This window comes from Enterococcus sp. E4-223, assembly GCF_035727065.1.
Taxonomy (GTDB): domain Bacteria; phylum Bacillota; class Bacilli; order Lactobacillales; family Enterococcaceae; genus Enterococcus_B; species Enterococcus_B faecium.
Genome location: NZ_JAPMLH010000010.1, coordinates 30,954 through 51,146 on the forward strand (window position 1 = coordinate 30,954; position 20,193 = coordinate 51,146).

The following is a 20,193-nucleotide window of genomic DNA, read 5'->3' on the forward strand; positions in this document are numbered from 1 at the left end:
AAACATATTGAACTACAACTTAAGCAGGAAGAAAACACTCTTTCACTATGGTAAAATAAGACGATTGAATCAAATAGACAGGAGAAGAAGCAAATGGATTTTCAAAGCGTTTTAGAAAAGATAAAAGCTGCTTTGATCAGTTTTTGGCGTTGGATCAGACCATATCTCGGACAATTCCATCGATGGCGAAAGCGCATCTGGAAAAAATATCATGTGAACAAATTGATTTTGCTGATTGGTTTGATCTGTGTCTTAGTGACAAGTATCTACCTCTTTATTTTAGCAAAACAAGCAAATGTCGAAACGTTAAAATCAGGATTAAGCCAATCGACAGTCATTTATGATAAGAAAAACGAAGAAGCTGGCACACTGTACGCCCAAAAAGGAACATATGTAGAATTAAACGCGATTTCTCCCTATATCCAAGATGCAGTAATCTCGACAGAAGATAGGAATTTTTACGAGCATCACGGGTTTGATATCAAAGGGATTGCCCGTGCAGCAGTCCGAATGGTCTTGTCTGGCGGAACATCAGGGGGCGGAGGAAGTACGATCACTCAGCAGCTTGCCAAAAATGCGTATCTGACATTAGACCAAACGTTTGATCGAAAAGCGAAGGAATTATTTTTGGCAATCGAGATCGAAAAGAAGTACAGCAAAGAAGAAATCTTGACCATGTATCTTAACAATGCCTATTTTGGCAACGGGGTATGGGGTGTCCAAGACGCTTCCAGAAAGTATTTTGGAGTAGATGCAACGAATGTTACGCTGTCTGAGGCTGCTACTTTGGCAGGAATGCTGAAAGGTCCTGGTATTTATAATCCGATCGATCACCCAAAAAATGCGAATGATCGGAAAAACACAGTACTAAGTGTAATGGAAGAAAACGGAAAAATCACAAAAGAACAAGAACAAGCAGAAAGCCAGACAGATATCAGCGCGTATCTTAATGACACATATGATAATTCAGATTCTGGTTATCGTTATCCTTATTATTTTGATGCAGTGATCGATGAAGCAGTTAACGAGTATGGTCTTGATGAAGAAGATGTCATGAATAAAGGCTATAAAATCTATACAGCTTTAGATCAGGATTATCAAAAGCAATTAGAAGCTACTTATCAAAACAGTGCATTATTCCCAGCAAATGCTTCAGATGGTGCCATGGTCCAATCTGCTTCAGTAGCTTTAGATCCGAATACAGGTGGTGTACAAGCACTAGTAGGACGAAGAGGAGATCATGTCTTTAGAGGATTCAGCTTTGCTACACAGATGCGCCGTTCACCAGGATCAACGATCAAACCATTAAGCGTATATACACCAGCACTGGAAGCTGGATACAAGCCTTCCAGTATCTTGAAAGACGAACCGCAAAGTTATTACGATGCGCATAATTTTGACGGGACATACCAAGGAGAAGTACCGATGTATCAAGCTGTTGTACAAAGTTTGAATTTGCCCGCTGTATGGCTTTTGCATGAGATCGGTTTACAAAAAGGATATGATAAAGCAGAAGAATTCGGCCTGCCTTTAGCAAAATCTGATAAGTATTATGGCTTAGCCCTTGGTGGACTGGAAAAAGGAGTATCTCCATTGATCATGGCGGGTGCTTACAGTGCATTTGCCAATGATGGTCAGATGTATACGCCGCATCTTATCACGAAAATCGTTGATTCGACTGGAGCGGTGATCGTCGATAACACAAACAAAAAACCAAAACAGGTCATATCAAAGGAAACAGCCGATGAAATGACCAGCATGCTTCTTGGTACATTTTCAAATGGAACAGCGGCTGCTGCGAATCCTGCAGGTTATACGATAGCAGGGAAAACAGGAACCACAGAAACTAATTTCGATGCCACAAAAGCAAATGACCAATGGATGATCGGTTACACGCCAGACGTAGTGATTTCGACATGGATGGGTTACGAAGAATCCAGCAAGCTGCACTATTTGGAAGGGACAAGTGGAAATGTTGTCGGGAAAGTCTTCAAATCAGCGGCAGAAGGCATCCTTCCGTATACTTCAAAAACAGGATTTAGTGTAGCAGATGCCTATGCCACAGGAGGACAAGTGGTAGCTGCAGATCAAGTTGGAAACACAGGAAATTCTAATGGAGAGTCTGGAAATTGGCAAGATAACTTGAATCAATATGGTGAACAAGCAAAAGAAGGGCTGAAAAACTTCGGCGATATGGTGAAAGAAGGCGTTCAGGGAATTGGTGAAGCGGCTAAAGACCTCTGGCGGAAATATCAAGGAGAGTAGACCCTTTGAAAACGAATAACCCCATGTTACAATAGAGAGTAACTACTAAAAGAAAAGAGGGCATAACATGTCAAACATCTACGATAGCGCGAATCAAATCGAACGTGAGATCCGTGAATTACCAGAATTCAAAGCGTTGAAAGAAGCGTACGAGAAAGTACAAGCAAACGAAGAAGCACACAAACTGTTCAAAGACTTCCAAGCGATGCAAATCGAATTACAAGAAAAACAAATGAGTGGACAAGAATTCAGCGACGAAGATGCAATGAAAGCACAAGAAATGGCTGTGAAAATCCAATCAGAAGAAGTAATCAATGACTTGATGCAAAAAGAGCAAGGCTTCAGTACAATCATCAATGACTTGAACCGTATCATCATGACACCAGTTCGCGACCTTTACAGCGAATAAAACTATTTTATGAAACAACAGAGGGTGTGAAAGAGACGTTCGGCCTTGAGCGATGACAAAATTGCTTCTTATTGCCGATAGGCTATCTCTTGAACACCGTTTACCAAGAGGTCGTGAGCCTACCGTTTAGCTCTGAGTTACAAGGAACAATTTCAAAAAACAGCTTCTCATGTTTGATGAATATTGTGACTTGTGACCGAGGAGTTGGCAGGAGAACACCTTTTATTCAAAAATAGGAGCTACGACAAAAGTCTTGTCATAGCTCCTATTTTTTTGTCATTCATTTTTCAAGCGGTAGAAATAGCCTTTTTGAGCTAACAGTTCTTCGTAAGTACCTATTTCAACGATTTTTCCTTCATCGATCACAACGATTTTATCTGCCTCTTTGATCGTTGAAAGCCGATGAGCCACAATAAAAGTAGTGGGTGTTTCTGTCAGGTAATTCAGGGCCTGCTGGATTTTTTTCTCTGACTGGTTATCTAAAGCTGAGGTTGCTTCATCTAGCAAAATGATTTTTGGCTGACGTATCAACGCTCGTGCAATGGAGATACGTTGCTTTTGGCCACCAGACAGCTTGTTGCCATGTTCGCCTACTAAGGTATCCAGACCATCAGGGAGCTGGTCAATCAGTGAAGAAAGTTGCGCAGCTTCGATGACTTCATCTAAACGTTCTTTTGATACGTTTTTCAAGCCATAAGTGATGTTCTCTTTGATCGAAGCGGAGAACAACAAAGTGGTTTGAGGAACAACGGCTAAATAATTACGCACACTTCGCATATCCAATTCATCCAAAGGCTGATTATCTAGGAAAATCCTCCCTGAAGACGGCTGGATAAATCCAATCAATAAGTTAAGGAGTGTAGATTTTCCAGAACCAGATGGCCCAACAAAAGCAATTGTTTCTCCAGCTTTCACCTCTAGAGAAAAATGATCGATAATCGGCTTGAGTGAGTCCGGGTAATGAAAAGAAACATCCTCAAAACGAAAATTTCCATCCAAATGTTGGATTTTTTTCTTACCGTGATAAGTTTCTACATCGCCAGCAATCAACAGTTCGCCAATAGAAGTGATAGATTCCATGCCTTTTGAAATCGTAGGAATCAGCGTGATCATTCCAGAAACGGAATTGACGATCGTCGTGAAATACGTCTGATACATCACGACATCGCCGGGTTGGATGCGCCCTTGTAAAGCTAATATCCCAGTGAAAATCAAACAAATCAGCTGAAATATCTGAAAACTAGCCCAGCTGACTGATCCGAAAACAGATTGCAGGATATCTAAGTGGAATCCTTTTTCATAGATTTGAGTAAAATGCTTATTTAAGCGAGTTGTTTCGTGCTTTTCTAACCCATGAGCTCGAGCAATCGGTGCTAATTCGATCACTTCGATCACTTTTGCAGAGGTTTCTTCCATTTCTTGTCGGAAGTCTGAGTTGGACTGTCTGATCCTTTTACGGAAAAAGAGAGTAACGAATGCGGCGAGAGGAACAGTCAATAAGAAAAACATGAAAACAACAGGACTTCTATAAAGCGTGATACCTAAAGCCACGAATAAATTGACAGCAATGTTCAATCCACTGACAAATACTTGAGAGGACAACGTTTGGATAGCTTCTACATCACGGATGATCTTTGACTGGATCCGGCCAGATTGCAATTCTTTTTGATAAGGAATAGAAAGTTCTTGGATTTTCTTGATAAGGGTCGCTCTTAGTCCAGCTTCTACTTGACGGATCGAAGTGCTATGGTATTTTACATGAAAATAATTCGTCAATATATTTTGACCAATCAGACAAGCCATCAAAAAAGCGTTGAAATAAATGGCCTGCAACTGAGAAGAATCTTTCGATGAAGCTGCATTGATTACATTGGCAATAGCGATCGGCATTAACCAAGATGGAAGATGTTTGATAATAAAAAAGAGTCCTGACATGGCAAAACGCCAATAATTTCCCTGATAAAGATGCAGCAATGTCTGAAAAGCATTTGCATGATATTTTTGATAACTTTTCTGTATTCGTTCCTCCATAATCTTCTCCTTAACAATCTTGGTAAATAAACTGCAAGTGTTCTATTGCTTCAGGAACATAAATCTCAGGAGTAGCTTCAAGAGTGGCGTACATTAGAGGACGCTCATATTTGATATAATGCAGTACCGGGCGGAAATCTAAACAGCCCTTGCCAACAGGTACCATGCGGATCTTTCCATTTTCCATGATATAGTCTTTGAGATGAAGCGCTGTAATATAACCATGTAAATTGTCCAAGGCACCTCGGATCACTTTTTCCTGATCAGCATGATTTTCTTTATGCATCAAATTCGCACAATCTAAAATGATTTTTAAATTTGGTGAAGCTACTTCATCGATTAAACGTTTAGCTAACTGATAGTTATAGATTGGATGATTGATCCCTACTTCAACAGCAACAGTTACGCCAAAATTTTCTGCATGAGCGACTAATTCAATGATAGAATTTCTGGCGATCTGATAAGCTTCTTCAGTAAAATTTTCTTTTGTGTAACCGACAGAGACACTACCGGTTTCCGTAGCAATCATCTTGGCTTGATAGGCAGAGCACAGAGCAATTTGCTGTTTGAAAGTTGCCAATGCTTGTGCACGAACTTCTTGATTTTTGCTGGATAGGTTGATATAGCATCCTAAAATGGAAAGTTCGATATTGTTTTTTTGGAAGTATTCACCAAAATAGGCAGCACTCCCAAGTGTCATGTCAGTTAATTTAAGTTGTTCAGGAAATGCTTTTTGTGGTGCAAATTGGATATGGGACAAGTGAAGCTGTGATACTTTTTGAACGATTTCTTCACGATTTCGAACATCTAAATCGTGGGCACGGATGCCTAAATTTAATGGAAACATCTCAAACTCCTTTTTGTAAATAATTAGCAAGAGGCAGACGGGATTCTTTTATCAATTCAACAATTATTCGGGCAACTTTATCAGCGCCTTCTGGACTAAAGTGGGTATTGTCCTTTAGTCCTTCTGGGTAATTTTTACAAGTATCAGGCATAAGATGCAGGTAGAATTTTTTTGTCTCTTCTTTTGAGAAGGTCTGGAACAATTCTTGTGATCTTGAGAACACATCTAAAAGAGGAATATGGTGTTTCTCAGCAAATGCACGCATCGCTTTTGGATAGTCTCCAAGTATATCTGGATTCAATGTTCCGTTTTCTAAGTAATCTCGTCGCGTCACAGATGTCAGCAAGACCATTTGGACGTTCGCTTTTTTTGCGCATTCAAAAAATATCTGCAGATTTTTTAAATAGCTACCGAAGGGAAGCGTACCTCTTTCTTCTTGGATTTTCTGGTCGTTATGTCCAAATTGTACAAATAAGAAATCATTCGGCTGAAACTGTGAAGCTAGACGGGCTAACCTTCCTTCCTGGATAAATGATTTGGTGCTACGTCCATTCTTTGCTTGGTTATTGATCTGGATCTCGGGTGAAAAATAAGCAGAGATTTTTTCTCCCCAACCTGTCTCGGGACGCTTGTTTTCATCTTTTTCTGCCGCAGTAGAATCACCGGCAATATGGATAGTAGGCATGTCATCTCTTCTTTCATAAAGGTTTATAGGCAATGAAGCAGAACAGCAAGAGAAGAAGACGGAGCAAATTTGGTCCGTCTTCTTCTCTAAAACGCGGATAAACGGATTCCGTTATTTCGCTATCCTGTTTTTGATTCGTTACTGTTACTATTAATCAATTAGGCAAAAAAGCCAAAGTAATTTTTAGCATTTGTATAACTAATCGCTTGAACTAGACTTCCTAAAAGTTGTTCATCTTCAGGTGCTTCTCCTCGCATGACCATTTCGCCTAAAAATTCACAAAGAACACGACGGAAATATTCATGTCTAGTGTAGGACAGGAAACTTCTTGAATCTGTCAGCATGCCGACAAAATTCCCCAAAGCACTACCATCAGCAAATTGTGTTAATTGATCGCGCATACCAGCTCGAGTATCGTTGTACCACCATCCAGAACCTAACTGCAGTTTTCCATTCTGTTCTTTTTGGAAACAGCCCATCAAAGCTAAAATCGCAGGATAGTCATTCGGATTCAATGAATAAAGGATCGTCTTTGGCAACTGATCCGTTTCTTCTGCACGATTCAATAATTTTTGCAGAGGAATAGTCAAAGAAAGATCATTCATTCCATCATAGCCGGTATCGGGCCCTAATTTTTCCAACATTTGTGTATTACAGTTACGATAAGCATGGATGTGCAGCTGCATCGTCCAATTATGAGAATGATAGAAGTGGGTCAAATGTATCAGTGTTTCTGTACGATAAGCATCGATTTCATCTGAAGATAATAGTTTGTTAGCTCGTGCTTTTTGAAAAATCTCTTCTAATACTGTTTCATCCGCTTCATTATAGCGTAAGATGTCTAAAGCGTGGTCGGAAACACGACATCCATGTTGATGGAAGTATTCTATCCGCTGCCCTAAGACTTCTATCAGTTCTTGATAGGTGGTGATCGTTTGGTCAGCTGCTTCTTCCAGTAGTGTGACCCATGCATTAAATCCTTCTTTTTCAATATTGAGTGCTTTATCTGGACGGAATGAAGGGAGAACCTTCAAATCTGGTTCTTCATGAGCAAGCAACTGATGATAGTGCAAGTCGTCTGCGGGATCATCTGTTGTACAAATCACTTCTACATTCGATTTTTTTGCGATTTCCCGACGGCGAAAATCAGGAGCTGCTAAAATTTCATTTGCTTGTGTCCAAATTTTCTCTGCATTTTCTTCATTTATCAACAAGTCAATACCGAAGAAACGCTTCAATTCAAGATGTGACCAACTGTAAAGCGGATTTCCGATAATTTTTGGTACGGTTTGACACCAAGCTAAAAATTTTTCAAAATCAGAAGCATTTCCTGTGATTTTTTCTTCAGGCACGCCACAAGCTCGCATCAAGCGCCATTTGTAATGATCGCCTCCCAGCCAAGCTTCTGTCAGATTGCTGAAATTGTTGTTTTCGTAAATTTCTTTTGGATCTAAGTGACAGTGATAATCAATAATGGGCATGTTTTTTGCGTAGGAATGGTAAAGCTTTTTCGCCCAATCGTCTTTTAATAAAAAATCATCAGATAAAAACATAAATCTTCCTTCTTTCTTTTTATACTGTTTTATGAAAATCAAAGTGTTACTCCGTTTTTAAAAATGGCAATTTCTCGAACGTCATTTTGTTCATTTTTCGTTTCTTCTCCACTAGCTACAGCGATGATTTTTTGAACAAACGATTCTAAGATTACTTCCATTGGTTGTTCTAATAAGACGCCTGCATTAAAATCCATCCAATGACTTTTACGTTCAAAAAGAGTCGTATTTGTAGATACCTTGACCGTTGGGACATATGAGCCAAACGGAGTTCCTCTTCCTGTGGTAAACAAGACCAACTGGCAATCGGATGAAGCAAGAGCAGAAGCAGCTACAAGATCATTTCCGGGAGCTTGCAACAAGCTAAGCCCTGGTTTTCTGATTTTCTCGCCATATTGCAGCACATCAACGACAGGAGAGTTTCCTGATTTTTGTGTGCAGCCTAATGATTTGTCTTCTAATGTAGTGATTCCACCTGTTTTATTGCCAGGAGATGGGTTTTCGTAAACTGGTTCCCCGTAAGACAAGAAATACTGTTTGAAGTCATTGATCAAGTCAACGATTGAGTCAAAAACTTCTTCATTTTCCGCTCGTGCCATCAATACTTGTTCTGCACCAAACATTTCTGGCACTTCTGTTAAGATCGTGCTGCCTCCTTGAGCAATCAAGTAGTCAGAAAATGCACCAAGTAAAGGATTAGCAGTTATTCCCGATAGACCATCAGAACCGCCGCATTTCAAACCGACATTCAACTTAGAGAGTGGGACTGGTATGCGCTGGTCATTTTCCGCCGCTGTTAAAAGCTCTTCTAATAGAGCCACACCTTGTTCGATCTCATCGTAAACATCTTGAGCCACTAGAAATTTCACTCGTTCTTCATCATATTCACCTAAAATTTTTTTGAATTCAGGAACTGTATTGTTCTCACAACCTAATCCAAATACTAAAACTCCTCCGGCATTGGGATGATTTACTGCGTCCGCTAAAATTTCTCGAGTATTTTGATGATCTTTTCCAAGCTGCGAACAGCCATAAGGATGCTTTAAAATCGTAATATGGTCAAACTGTCCCAGATCTGGATGTTTTTCCTTGAACTGTTTGACGATCAGTTCAGCAATGCCATTCACACACCCAACGGTAGGTACTAAAAACAAATCATTACGAATCCCTACTTTTCCATTTTTTCGCAAGTAACCTTGAAATGTTCGGTTCTCAAAAGGGTAATGACTTGGATGGACATCTTTTTCATATCGATAATCCAATTCACCAGAAAGATTGGTTTTTACATTATGAGTGTGCAGCCATTGACCGGCAGTTACGTCTGTCGTCACATGACCGATTGGATAGCCATATTTGATCACGTTGTCTCCAGCTTTCAAATCACCCAATGCAATCTTATGTCCTTGCGGGATATCTTCAAGAGTGGTGATCGTTTGCTGATCAATCGTCAGTTGTGTTTGTTTTGGAATAGGTGTTAATGCGACGACCACACTGTCTCGTCGATTTAATTTCATTGTTGGTTGAAGGGTTTCAAGCATGGACCATCGTTCCTTTCATTTCTTGTAATACTGACCGGACACCTTTTTGATCGATCTTTGCAGCTATTTCTTGAACTGTATCTGTCACATTCGGTATTTGAGACAAATCTTCTCCCCAAAGCGCAGCGTTTTGCAATAATCGAGGAATAGCTGTTCCATTATCAGACCAAGCATCAGTAAATTCGCTTATCGTCTTTTCATCATCATGTGGCTTTACTTGATCGCCTCGATACATAAGAAGTAGCGCAGCTAGTGAAACAGTGATTAACGGTGGTACCTGATTTTGTTCTTCGATATACTTCTTGAACACTGGAAGCAGACGGGTGCTGAACTTTGAAACACTATTTAATGAAATCGCTTCTAATTTGTGATGGGCAAAAGGATTCAAGAAACGTTCTTTGATTTGGTCAGCATAAATGGCTAATTCATCTTTAGGTAAAGAAAGCATAGGAATCAATTCTAGATTGAATAACTGATCAACATATGCGGAGAATAAAGGATCTTTCATTACTTCTTCTACAGTTTCCAATTCCGCCAACAAAGCAAGAGGGACCATCGCTGTATGCGGTCCATTAAGCAAATGCACTTTACGTTCACGATAAGGAGTCATATCATCTGTGATGATGACATTCAAGCCAGCCTGTTTGAATGGTAGTTGATTCTCCAATTCTTTAGGCCCTTCGATCACCCAAAGCATGAATGGTTCTGCTTTGACCATCAATTGATCTTCATAGTTATGCCGTTGATTGAAAACACCTGCATCTTCGCGAGGATAACCTGGGACGATGCGATCAACTAAACTACAACAGAAAACATTTTCTTTTTCTAACCACTCAACAAAAGCAGGTTCTAAATCCCATTTTTCTGCGTAGCGTAAAATGATTTCTTTTAGACGTTCGCCGTTTCTGTCAATCAGTTCGCAAGGAATGATGGTAAAGCCAGCTTTGTTTAATTTGAAACGTCGGTATAAAAAGGCTGTCAGTTTGCCCGGGAAGCTCTGTGGGGGAGTATCTGTTAAATTATCAGTCTCCACGAATTGGATTCCTGCCTCTGTTGTATTGGAGACGATATAGGCCAAGTCGTCATTTTCTGCTAGAGATAGATAAGCATCCCATTCATCATAAGGATTGATCATTTGTTCTACTACGGTGATAATCTCGGAAGTATCAACGATTTCGCCATTGCTGAGTCCTTGTAAAATGACCGTATATAAATTATCTTGCTGGTTCATCATATTCCCAAGACCTTGTTCTAAAGGTTGAATGATTGCAACATTACCTTTAAACAATTGTTGGTTATTCAGCTGCTGAATCTGCCAATCAATAAATCCACGCATAAAATTGCCTTCGCCAAACTGAAGAACTTTTACGGGTGCTTCGTTTTTTTTCACTAATTCTTTTGTCAGTTTTTTCATATAAACTTCCTTTCTGTGTTATGCACACGTTAACATTTTTATATAAAATTACTTGTAGTTTACAAGTAATTGATCGACTCACGAAGCATCAACAAGGTGGAGAGCTCAATTTTAGATTGTTCGATCGTCCTGCCTTCAATCAAATCTAGTAAAAGCTTTGTTCCTTCTTGACACATTTCTTTCAAAGGCTTACGTACGGTGGTAAGCGGCGGATTGAGATAGGAGACGACTGGAGAATCATCGAACCCGATCAGAGAAATGTTCTGGGGAACACGGAGGCCAGCTAAATGTACAGCTCTCAATGCACCAATCGCTATGTCGTCGTTGCCGCAAAAAACCAGAGTAGGCAGGTCAGAAAGTGATAATAGGTATTCCATGTTTTGGAGGCCGCTTTCTAAGCTGTAATCTCCTGTTAAAAAATAGGCTGGATTGACAGGGATGCTCGCTTTTTTTAGACTTTTCAATACCCCTTTTTCCCGTTCTTTTGTCGAACGAAAATTTTTCTTTCCGCCAATATAAGCGATCTTCGTATGTCCGCATCCAATACCGTAATCTACTGCCTGCATAACACCGGCCGCATCATCGGCAGTGACGTTGATAACCGCTGGATCATTGATGTGACGATTGACAACAACGAAAGGAAATTTTTTTTCTTTGAGATAGTCGATGAAAGGCTGATCATCATCACTTTGACTCATAACGATCAGTCCATCGTAGCGTTGCAGGTTGATTTCTGTTAAATCAACAACATCGATACTTTCAACAGATAAACTGTAATTTGTGTCTAATACTGAATGGATGCCTGCAATGGAATCTGCTAGGAAATTTGATGAAGTTCCTTTATGCAAACTTGAGAAAAATAGTCCGATTAGATATTTTTTTTGATTCACTAAACCTTTTGCACTATAGTTTGGCGAATAATTCATTTCCTTAGCTAGTTGTCGTATTTTTTGTTTTGTTTCATTTTTTATTAAACTGCTGTTATTCAAAGCACGAGAAACTGTCGTATGAGAAACGCCAGCTGCTTTAGCGATATCTTTGATCGTTACCATTCCATCATTTTCCTTACTTTTTCACTTTTTGTTAACGCATTCATCATATTACGATAACTACGATAAGTCAATAGATCTTTGATATGAAAAGATTGCACACGTTAAAAATTACTTGGATTTTTATTTTTAATTATGCTATTCTTGAAAGCGGGGAATGCTCATTTAATTAGATGAGTATCAATTTTACAGAAAAATGAAAGCCTTTTATTTCAAAAGGAGGAGAGGAAGAAAATGAAGAAAAGTACAGTATTTTATAAAATATTTTTACCGATGTTTTTATTAGGAGCCGTACTTGTCATAGGATTTAGTTTATTCATTTACCAGAATACCTATGAATCGATCGAATCGAGTTATTTAACAGACAAAAAGAATTTGCTCAGGCAAGTTAAAACTAACGTTGAATGGAAAATTAGAACGATTGAATATTCGTTTTCTACGTATGGTTCGACCAAAAATTTCTCGGACATATTCAAGCATCCGCTGACATATACAGATTACTCCACTTATTCTGAAATCAGGAAAGAACTAAATTTTATAGAAACGATTGTTATGGATGATAATAATTATGATTTAGTCAGTTTGGCTGGTAAATGGGGAGTAATCAATGGATCGTTGAGTCAACTGACCGAAGAGGAAGTTGAAAAGTATCAACAGAAGTACATAAATAACAAAAATAATTTATTTTGGCAAAAGAAAAACAAAGGAATCGAAATGGTGATTACTTTGCCAATGTTTGAAAAAGAAAAATATGCATTGGGAATTGCTACGATAGAGAAACATACAATAGAACAAGTTGTTGGTGAAAGTGGAGAAGACATACTTTCTATTGAAAACGAAGTTGGCAACCTTTTTACTACTCAGACAGTAAAAAATAAAGAGCAACCAACTGTATTAACGGACGTGGATCTAGATTACAATCAGCTGAAAGTGATAAGAGAAAAAGATAAAACGTATATAGTACTGAAATCAGATTATAATAATTGGATTTACAGATTAGAAGTTGACTCTAGTGTAATTGGCGCAATGATCCGCAATCTGAGAATCGGGCTAGTTGCAGTGTCTTTAACACTGGTAGGATTCATTGGTCTTCTGTCCTACTTATTTTCGGACAGATTTGCCCGTCCGATTTCTCAAATACAGGAACGTCTGAATCTTAAATCAAAAGGATTCAGTGGGAAAGAACTAGATTTGGTCGCTCAATCAGTCAGTCGGATCATAGGAGAAAAAGAAGCGTTAAGTGCACACTTAGTTACCCAAAAGCCACAACTGGAAACGCTATTTGTACTTAGTTTATTTAGAAATCGAGTAGAAAGGCGAGAACTAGATCAGCGGTTGCAGCAATTTGGATATAGTTCTCAAAATGACTGTTATTACACAGCTTTGGTACAAATCGATCTGTTAGAAGATAGTCACGGTGGGGAGCGTGATTTGCTACTTTTAGCGATCAACAACATGATCACTGAAATTGTGCCAAAGGAAAATCGAATGCTGCCGATCGTTTTGAATGAAGAAATGCAAGCCACTATTTATCGAATGGATAAAGATGATGCAGAAGCAAGCAAAAAAGTCATGGAGTATTGCCGACTCATTCAAAAACGTGTAAAAGAATACTTGAATTTAACTATCAGTATAGGCATCAGTAACCGGTTCGAAACGCTGAATGAAAGCAAGCAATCGGTTGATCGGGCAAAAGAAGCCCTGTATTATCGTGTAAATACTGGTCCAAGTTCAATTATTTTTTATCAGGAAATCGTTCCTGCTGCTCATGAAAAAACACTTATTAGATATCCGATAGAAGAACAAAATCGATTGTTTGAAGCCATTCGTTCTGGAAATCAGGAAGTGAAGAATTTAGTACATGAATTGATTGATGCATTGTTTGCACAAAATAAAAATCCTTTGAGTCGGGAAGTAGTTTCGGTCCGCTTGATCAATGAACTCGTTCAATTAGGACAGTTATTGGGAGTAGATTCAAAAAACTTTGATAACATGAAACAAATTTATGTAAAAGCACTGAACAATTATCATCCCAAAGAACTAGAAAAACTTGTTTTAGAACAATTAGTTCTGCCAATCACAGAATGCTCTCAAGCAATCACTGATCATGAATTTAAAAATTTGTCGGAGAATATTATGCATATCGTCTACACAGAATATGATCGTGATCTGTCTTTAGATGTGATCGCTGATAGGTTGCATTATAACCCTAACTATTTAAGTAATGTATTTAAAAAGGAAACAGGAGAAAAATTTGGTGATTTTGTTCAAAATCATCGTTTAGAGGTAGCGAAAAAATGGTTGAAAGAGACTAACCTCTCCGTAAAAGAGATTGCAGAAAGATTGCAATATCGAAATCCGCAAAATTTTATTCGTTTCTTTAAAAAGAAGGAGTCGATTACGCCGGGAGAATATCGAAAAAAATATTTGTGAATCAAGAGGCTGTTTTTCTTGTGGACTGATTCAAGCAATAAAAGAAGTTAGAATAACCCTAGTATTTGTATTTATGGATAGTTAAATTTCAAGGCTAAGCACGCAAAAAGAACTGTGACAAAAGTCTTGTCACAGTTCTTTTTTACGAATAAATGGCGTTCAAGAGACAGCCTATCGACAATAAGGCATAATTTTGTGAAATATGGGAAGCTATTTTTCAAAATCGCTTCTTATTGCTCCTGTGGGTTACTCGTCGCAATGTTTGTGAGAGTTTTTATCATCGCTCAAGGCTGAACGTCTCTTTCACAACCTCTGATACACGGTGTTCCAGGAGTAGATTCTTCGAAAAATAAGCCGAAATTTCACAAAAATTTAAGAAGCAATTTTCGTAAATGCCTTCTTATTTCTTGAAGCTGACCACTTCTGACACAACTACCATTTTGCGTTCAGTACATAATCACCCTTTGACAGAACCTACGAGTGCTCCTTTGACAAAATATTTCTGAACAAAAGGATAAGCAATCAGCATAGGCACTGTTGCAATAACGATAACAGCCATTTTAACTGTTTGTGCTGGTGGAATCACATCAACGGCACTACTTTCTGCTTGCATCCCACTTGATACAATGACGATTTGGCGTAAAAGAATCTGTATCGGCCATTTAGATGAGTCGTTGATATACAAAATAGCAGTCATATAAGTGTTCCAGTAAGTAACAGCATAAAAAAGCGAGATAGTAGCAATAGACGGTAACGCTAATGGCAGCATAATTTTGAAAAATACACCAAAATCTGTGCAACCATCCATTTTTGCTGATTCTTCCAAACTATCCGGCAAGGCTTGGAAAAAGTTTCTCATAATGATCATATTCATTGCATTAACAGCCACAGGCAGGATCATGGCCCAGTAAGAATTGACCAGCCCTAGAGAACGAACAACTAAGAACGTTGGAATCATCCCCCCGCTGAACAACATAGAAAATACAACAAGAAAGTTGACGAAACCTCGACCAAACAAATACTTTCTGGAAAGACCGTAGGCCATCAGTGAAGTTGCACACATACTGACGATCGTTCCGACACCTGTAACACCAATCGAAACAGCAAGTGCTCTAAAAATGGTCGGCGTAGAAAGAATGTAGCGATACGCGTCTAAAGAAAAGGTAGTAGGAAAAAGGATAAACTTTTTCGCGACGACTTCTTGTGTAGAAGCAAAAGATGTAGCGATGATATTTAAAAAAGGAACGATACAGATCAAAGCTAGCAAAATTAGAAACGTATTGTTGAAAAGTGTAAAACTTCTTTCTCCTATAGAGACTTTCTTTTTCATATAGATAGGCTCCTCCTCAAAATAAATTAAATGTTTCTGTTTCTATATGTTCAATTTATCATCGGTGAAAGATTACGTATATAATCATTTCCTATGCTAAGTGTCAGATAGAAAAAAATAGAAGGTTTGCTATGCGTAGTTTATTTGTGAAAAAATACACTTTATCGTTTTGCATAGCACAAAGATCATTGATATGTAAGCGTTTTTACATGCGATAAAAATGATTATATACGTAATTCAGATAGTTATCTATCATGAAGTCATAAGCAGCAAACATTCACAAAACTAAGGAGGGGCTTATGGAAAGTGTAAAGAAACAAGAACCATTTCAACTGACGCTATCGAAAAAAGAAGAAAAGCTCAGAAGACGAAAAAAAATAATTGCAGGAATCAAAACGAATAAATTTTTATATGTGATGATTCTGCCGGGAGTCCTTTATTTCTTGATTTTTAGGTATCTTCCTATGGGGGGGCTCGTTATTGCTTTTCAAGATTATCAACCATTTTTAGGAATAATGGGAAGTCCTTGGGTCGGTTTCAAACATTTCATTCGTTTGTTTACAGAACCGACATTCTTTACATTATTAAGAAATACGTTGATCTTGTTCGGATTAAATATCTTCGTGTTTTTTCCGATGCCAATCATCTTGTCTTTACTATTAAATGAAGTAACGAACAAACGGTTGAAAAACGGGATTCAAACGATCATTTACATCCCTCACTTCATGTCTTGGGTAATCATTGTTTCGATTACTTATGTATTTTTGAATGTTGACGGAGGGGTATTGAATGAATTCCTTGCAACAATGGGATTTGAAAAAATCAGTTTTCTAACATCCCCTGAATGGACACGCACAGTATATATCGGCCAAGTGATCTGGAAAGAGTTGGGCTGGTCTACGATCATCTATCTTTCGGCGATAACTGCAGTCGATACACAGTTGTATGAAGCTGCAGAAATGGATGGAGCAGGACGCTTACGCAAAACATGGCATGTTACATTGCCGGCAATTCGTCCAGTAATCATTACCTTGCTGATTCTAAAAATCGGTCAGACATTAGACTTAGGGTTCGAGCATATGTACTTGTTATTGAATTCATTGAATCGAAGCGTTGCAGAAATTTTCGACACCTATATTTATACAGCTGGATTGAAGAATGGACAGTTAAGTTTCAGTACAGCAATGGGATTGTTTAAAGGGGTCGTAGGATTGTTTATGGTAATTTTAGCTAACAAGATTGCCAAAAAGCTAGGAGAAGACGGCGTTTACTAAGATAGAAAGAGAGGGAAAGATATGCTGCAGTCATTAGATAAAATAAACGGAAGGCTAAATCGTATTTTACAGTTGGTTTATTTGAATTTTCTGTGGGGCGGTTTAGTCATCGCAGGTTTGGGAGTTTTTACTTTCGGTCCTGCATCGTATGCGATGGTTGCAGTGATTAGAAAATGGCTGCGCTCAAAAGAAACGTTTCCTTTGACGAAAACGTACTTCACATATTTTAAAGAAAACTATCGTGAAACCTTGCTGATGAGCTGGATATATGGCGCCATCGGGATTGTTTTACTTGTGGATCTTTCTTTCATACACAATTGGTATCTTAGGATCGCTTTGTATATTGCTGCGTTCATATATGTGCTCTCAGCACTCTATATTTTCCCAATCATGGCTCATTATGATTGGAAAGGATATCTTTTCAAAATGAAAATGGCATTTTTATTCGGATTCTCACATCTTCATTACTCATTAGTGTTGATATTAAGTATGGTAGGGATTTATCTGATGATCATACAAACAATGCCAGGTGTTTTAACCTTTATCGGTGGCAGTCTCTTCTTTTCCGCAGTCACGTGGACAGCAAATTCTATATTTTGCCATTTGGAATGGAAGAACTCATATACAGAAAAAACAGAAGAAAACAAAAATATTATTAAAACAGTGAAGGAGAAAATTTATGAAAAAAGCAACGCTCGTAAAATTAGGTCTTAGTTTTGCAGGAATTCTAGCACTTGCCGCATGCGGCAGCAGTTCAAGTAACAGTTCTTCAGAGACAGAAGATGGAAAAGCTAAAATCACTTGGTTAAATATTTTGCATCATGCTTCACCGCCTACAGACACGATTGTGAACTTGATCGAAGAAAAAACCGATACGGAACTGACATTCAACTGGATTCCTGATGCTTCAAAAGAAGAAAGATTAACAACTGCATTGGCTTCTGATGAACTAGGAGATATCGTTACACTTCAAATTGCGATGTTGAAAAACTCTTCTGTCCGCAATGCGTTAAAATCAGGCGTATTCTGGGATGTATCAGAATATTTAAAAGACTATAAAAATTTAAGTCAAATTTCTGAAGATAGAATCGAAGCTGCGAGTATCGACGGTGCCTTGTACGGCGTACCGATACAAAAAGACTACGCTCGTGCTGGCTTAGTCATTCGAAAAGACTGGTTGGATAATCTAGGACTAGATGTTCCAACTACCATGGATGAGCTTTATGAAGTAGCTAAACAATTTACAGAAAACGATCCTGATGGAAATGGTGTGGACGACACAGTTGGTTTTGGCGATCGTGCGCCTAGTGATATTCGTTATACCAGCTTTAAACTTTTCACTTCTTATTTTGGAGCACCAAATGGCTGGGCTGTAGACGATAATGGCAAATTCACTCCAGAATTTGATACAGAAGAGTATATGAAAGCTTTGAATTTTTCAAGAGATCTATTTGAGAATGGCTATTTGGCACAAGACTTTGCAGTTACCCAAAAGACTGATCAGCAAGAACAATTTGCACAAGGAAGAACTGGAATCTACACTGGAATGGTGGATATCAAGAATCTGAAGACGATGGGTCAAGGTATTCAAGATGATATGGAATTAGTGCCTGTAAACAAGATATCAGATGGTGAAGGCGGCGGTTATCATGTTTGGTCAGAAGGAAATGGTATTGGCGGCTTGCTAGCATTTCCCAAATCTCAAGTAAAAGACGAAGCACAATTGAAGAAATTACTTCAATTTGTTGATGATCTTTTAGAAGAAGATGTGTATAAGTTGATGACTGGCGGTATCGAAGGAACGCATTATGAATTGAATGATGATGGCTCTATCGAATTTATCGATATGGATCTTTGGCAGCAGGAGGTGCAACCGTTATCAAGCTCTCGTCCTAGTGAAGTGACGTTCTCTTTCAAAGATACAGACCCTGAAAAAGAATTCTCTAATCAATTGATCAAAGAAAATGAAGAATTTGCTGTATTGGATCCTTCTGTACCATTGGATTCAACGACGAACAATGAAGTAGGATCAGAAATCGAAAAAATCATTATTGATGCAACTGTCCAATATATCATGGGACAGATTGACGAAGATGGATTCAAAAAAGCTGTAGAAGACTGGAAAGCACAAGGAGGCGATCGAATCACACAAGAGTACGAAGAAGCATACAAAGCGGCACAATAATATGGACGATTGGGACAAATATCTTCTTGGTATTTGTCCCAAATCCTATTTTAATTTTTAAAGGAGAGCGAATAATGGAAAACTGGTCAAAAAAATTAGCAAAAAGCATCATGGAAAGAACTCCTCGTTTATATGAAGAAAAGTGGTATAAAGGAAAATGGTCTTATGACTATGGTGTCGTACTTAAAGGATTCCAATTGCTTTGGGAACAAACACAAGAAAAAAATTATTTTGATTTCATAAAAGACAATATCGACTATTTCGTGCAAGAAGATGGAACGATCCGTGGCTACAGCGTTGAAGAATACAATATCGACCATGTAAATACAGGAAAGCTTTTCTTTTTATTGTACAAAGAAACAGGCGAAGAAAAATATAAAAAAGCAGCAGCACTCCTTACACAGCAGTTGGCAAACCATCCACGCACATCCGAAGGAGCTTTTTGGCATAAAGAAATTTATCCTTATCAAATTTGGTTGGATGGCTTATATATGGGTTCTCCTTTTTATGCTGAATTTATCCAGAATTTTAGTGAAGAAAAAGATTACCAAGATGTTTTGAGACAGTTTGAAATCAGTTATAAACATCTATTCGATCCAAAAACAAATTTGCTGATTCATGCATGGGATGAAAAGAAGGTCCAACCATGGGCTGATCCAAAAACAGGTCTATCCCATCATTTTTGGAGCCGATCGATTGGCTGGTATTTGATGGCTGCAGCAGACACCTATGAATTACTTCATGAAGAAACAGATTGTTCTTTGCTGAAAGAAATTCTAGAAAAGACACTGGCTGCATTACTTCCATATCAAGAAGAAAACAGCGGGACATGGTATCAAGTAACAACAGAAACAAAACGGAAAGGAAATTATCTGGAAGCTTCCGGCAGTAGTATGTTTGTTTACGCAATGGCTAAAGGAATACGTTTGGGCCTGCTGAACAAAGAAGAATGGCTTCCACAAGTGAAGAAATCACATCAAGGATTACTTGATGAATTTGTTCTGGAAACAAAAGAAGGTTGGCTGAACTTGAATAAAAACTGTCAAGTAGCAGGGTTAGGCGGAGCAGATCAGCGAGATGGTTCATATGCTTACTACATCAGTGAACCAATTATTTGTAATGATCAAAAAGGCGTTGGTGCATTCTTGCAAGCATTGATTGAAGTGGAGGCATTATAAAT

General features: G+C 38.4%; 15 protein-coding genes. 7 read left to right on the plus strand and 8 right to left on the minus strand.

The window, feature by feature from the left end; translation table 11 throughout:
- The first annotated feature begins 93 nt into the window (after window positions 1–93).
- Entirely contained in the window at window positions 94–2,265 is a 2,172-nt protein-coding gene (locus tag OS139_RS12610) for a PBP1A family penicillin-binding protein (RefSeq protein ID WP_325066966.1), read from the plus strand.
- A gap of 67 nt (window positions 2,266–2,332) precedes the next feature.
- The gene (locus OS139_RS12615; RefSeq protein ID WP_002285994.1) at window positions 2,333–2,674 is read left to right on the plus strand and encodes a YlbF family regulator; all 342 of its coding nucleotides are present in this window, start codon (window positions 2,333–2,335) and stop codon (window positions 2,672–2,674) included.
- 276 nt (window positions 2,675–2,950) lie between these two features.
- On the opposite strand, the gene OS139_RS12620 is transcribed toward OS139_RS12615, so the two are convergent.
- The 7 genes from OS139_RS12620 to OS139_RS12650 all read right to left on the minus strand — a co-directional run bounded on the left by OS139_RS12620 (window position 2,951) and on the right by OS139_RS12650 (window position 11,794).
- A complete protein-coding gene (locus OS139_RS12620) occupies window positions 2,951–4,705 on the minus strand; it encodes an ABC transporter ATP-binding protein (RefSeq protein ID WP_002332381.1) in 1,755 nt (584 codons plus the stop codon).
- A gap of 10 nt (window positions 4,706–4,715) precedes the next feature.
- Window positions 4,716–5,552 (minus strand): sugar phosphate isomerase/epimerase family protein, encoded by an 837-nt coding sequence (locus tag OS139_RS12625; protein WP_002332382.1) that lies wholly within the window; start codon window positions 5,550–5,552, stop codon window positions 4,716–4,718.
- Between the two features lies 1 nt (window position 5,553).
- Window positions 5,554–6,237: a rhamnogalacturonan acetylesterase gene (locus OS139_RS12630; protein WP_002294493.1), complete on the minus strand. Its 684-nt coding sequence runs from the start codon at window positions 6,235–6,237 to the stop codon at window positions 5,554–5,556.
- 158 nt (window positions 6,238–6,395) lie between these two features.
- Window positions 6,396–7,790 (minus strand): glucuronate isomerase, encoded by a 1,395-nt coding sequence (uxaC, locus tag OS139_RS12635; protein WP_325066967.1) that lies wholly within the window; start codon window positions 7,788–7,790, stop codon window positions 6,396–6,398.
- Window positions 7,791–7,828: 38 nt separating this feature from the next.
- A complete protein-coding gene (locus OS139_RS12640) occupies window positions 7,829–9,328 on the minus strand; it encodes a UxaA family hydrolase (protein ID WP_325066968.1) in 1,500 nt (499 codons plus the stop codon).
- Complete coding sequence (locus tag OS139_RS12645) at window positions 9,321–10,742, minus strand: tagaturonate reductase (protein ID WP_002286004.1); 1,422 nt, start codon at window positions 10,740–10,742, stop codon at window positions 9,321–9,323. Before OS139_RS12645 ends, OS139_RS12640 begins: the two co-directional genes overlap by 8 nt.
- A gap of 59 nt (window positions 10,743–10,801) precedes the next feature.
- Window positions 10,802–11,794 carry a LacI family DNA-binding transcriptional regulator gene (locus tag OS139_RS12650; protein ID WP_002332384.1) on the minus strand — a complete coding sequence of 331 codons (993 nt, stop codon included), beginning with the start codon at window positions 11,792–11,794 and terminating at the stop codon, window positions 10,802–10,804.
- Between the two features lie 231 nt (window positions 11,795–12,025).
- On the opposite strand from OS139_RS12650, the gene OS139_RS12655 reads away from it, so the two are divergent.
- Window positions 12,026–14,224 (plus strand): helix-turn-helix domain-containing protein, encoded by a 2,199-nt coding sequence (locus OS139_RS12655; RefSeq protein WP_002332385.1) that lies wholly within the window; start codon window positions 12,026–12,028, stop codon window positions 14,222–14,224.
- A 457-nt stretch (window positions 14,225–14,681) separates the two neighbouring features.
- Here OS139_RS12655 and OS139_RS12660 read toward each other — a convergent pair whose 3' ends face one another.
- Window positions 14,682–15,554 carry a carbohydrate ABC transporter permease gene (locus OS139_RS12660; protein ID WP_002297754.1) on the minus strand — a complete coding sequence of 291 codons (873 nt, stop codon included), beginning with the start codon at window positions 15,552–15,554 and terminating at the stop codon, window positions 14,682–14,684.
- A gap of 299 nt (window positions 15,555–15,853) precedes the next feature.
- Between OS139_RS12660 and OS139_RS12665 the strand changes: the two genes are divergently transcribed.
- The 4 genes from OS139_RS12665 to OS139_RS12680 all read left to right on the plus strand — a co-directional run bounded on the left by OS139_RS12665 (window position 15,854) and on the right by OS139_RS12680 (window position 20,191).
- Window positions 15,854–16,828 (plus strand): ABC transporter permease, encoded by a 975-nt coding sequence (locus OS139_RS12665; protein WP_002286009.1) that lies wholly within the window; start codon window positions 15,854–15,856, stop codon window positions 16,826–16,828.
- 21 nt (window positions 16,829–16,849) lie between these two features.
- Entirely contained in the window at window positions 16,850–17,542 is a 693-nt protein-coding gene (locus tag OS139_RS12670; protein ID WP_002331079.1) for a YesL family protein, read from the plus strand.
- Complete coding sequence (locus tag OS139_RS12675; protein ID WP_002307983.1) at window positions 17,508–19,013, plus strand: extracellular solute-binding protein; 1,506 nt, start codon at window positions 17,508–17,510, stop codon at window positions 19,011–19,013. The genes OS139_RS12670 and OS139_RS12675 overlap by 35 nt, the downstream gene beginning before the upstream one ends.
- Window positions 19,014–19,087: 74 nt before the next feature.
- Window positions 19,088–20,191, plus strand: a complete 1,104-nt coding sequence (locus OS139_RS12680; protein WP_002307984.1) for a glycoside hydrolase family 88/105 protein — start codon at window positions 19,088–19,090, stop codon at window positions 20,189–20,191.
- The last annotated feature ends 2 nt before the right edge of the window (window positions 20,192–20,193 follow it).

What these genes read in the sequence shown, in the direction of transcription:
- OS139_RS12610 (WP_325066966.1), top strand. Translation starts at nt 94, where the DNA reads ATGGATTTTCAAAGCGTTTTAGAAAAGATAAAAGCTGCTTTGATCAGT.
- OS139_RS12615 (WP_002285994.1), top strand. Translation starts at nt 2,333, where the DNA reads ATGTCAAACATCTACGATAGCGCGAATCAAATCGAACGTGAGATCCGT.
- OS139_RS12620 (WP_002332381.1), bottom strand. Translation starts at nt 4,705, where the DNA reads ATGGAGGAACGAATACAGAAAAGTTATCAAAAATATCATGCAAATGCT.
- OS139_RS12625 (WP_002332382.1), bottom strand. Translation starts at nt 5,552, where the DNA reads ATGTTTCCATTAAATTTAGGCATCCGTGCCCACGATTTAGATGTTCGA.
- OS139_RS12630 (WP_002294493.1), bottom strand. Translation starts at nt 6,237, where the DNA reads ATGCCTACTATCCATATTGCCGGTGATTCTACTGCGGCAGAAAAAGAT.
- uxaC (WP_325066967.1), bottom strand. Translation starts at nt 7,790, where the DNA reads ATGTTTTTATCTGATGATTTTTTATTAAAAGACGATTGGGCGAAAAAG.
- OS139_RS12640 (WP_325066968.1), bottom strand. Translation starts at nt 9,328, where the DNA reads ATGCTTGAAACCCTTCAACCAACAATGAAATTAAATCGACGAGACAGT.
- OS139_RS12645 (WP_002286004.1), bottom strand. Translation starts at nt 10,742, where the DNA reads ATGAAAAAACTGACAAAAGAATTAGTGAAAAAAAACGAAGCACCCGTA.
- OS139_RS12650 (WP_002332384.1), bottom strand. Translation starts at nt 11,794, where the DNA reads ATGGTAACGATCAAAGATATCGCTAAAGCAGCTGGCGTTTCTCATACG.
- OS139_RS12655 (WP_002332385.1), top strand. Translation starts at nt 12,026, where the DNA reads ATGAAGAAAAGTACAGTATTTTATAAAATATTTTTACCGATGTTTTTA.
- OS139_RS12660 (WP_002297754.1), bottom strand. Translation starts at nt 15,554, where the DNA reads ATGAAAAAGAAAGTCTCTATAGGAGAAAGAAGTTTTACACTTTTCAAC.
- OS139_RS12665 (WP_002286009.1), top strand. Translation starts at nt 15,854, where the DNA reads ATGGAAAGTGTAAAGAAACAAGAACCATTTCAACTGACGCTATCGAAA.
- OS139_RS12670 (WP_002331079.1), top strand. Translation starts at nt 16,850, where the DNA reads ATGCTGCAGTCATTAGATAAAATAAACGGAAGGCTAAATCGTATTTTA.
- OS139_RS12675 (WP_002307983.1), top strand. Translation starts at nt 17,508, where the DNA reads ATGAAAAAAGCAACGCTCGTAAAATTAGGTCTTAGTTTTGCAGGAATT.
- OS139_RS12680 (WP_002307984.1), top strand. Translation starts at nt 19,088, where the DNA reads ATGGAAAACTGGTCAAAAAAATTAGCAAAAAGCATCATGGAAAGAACT.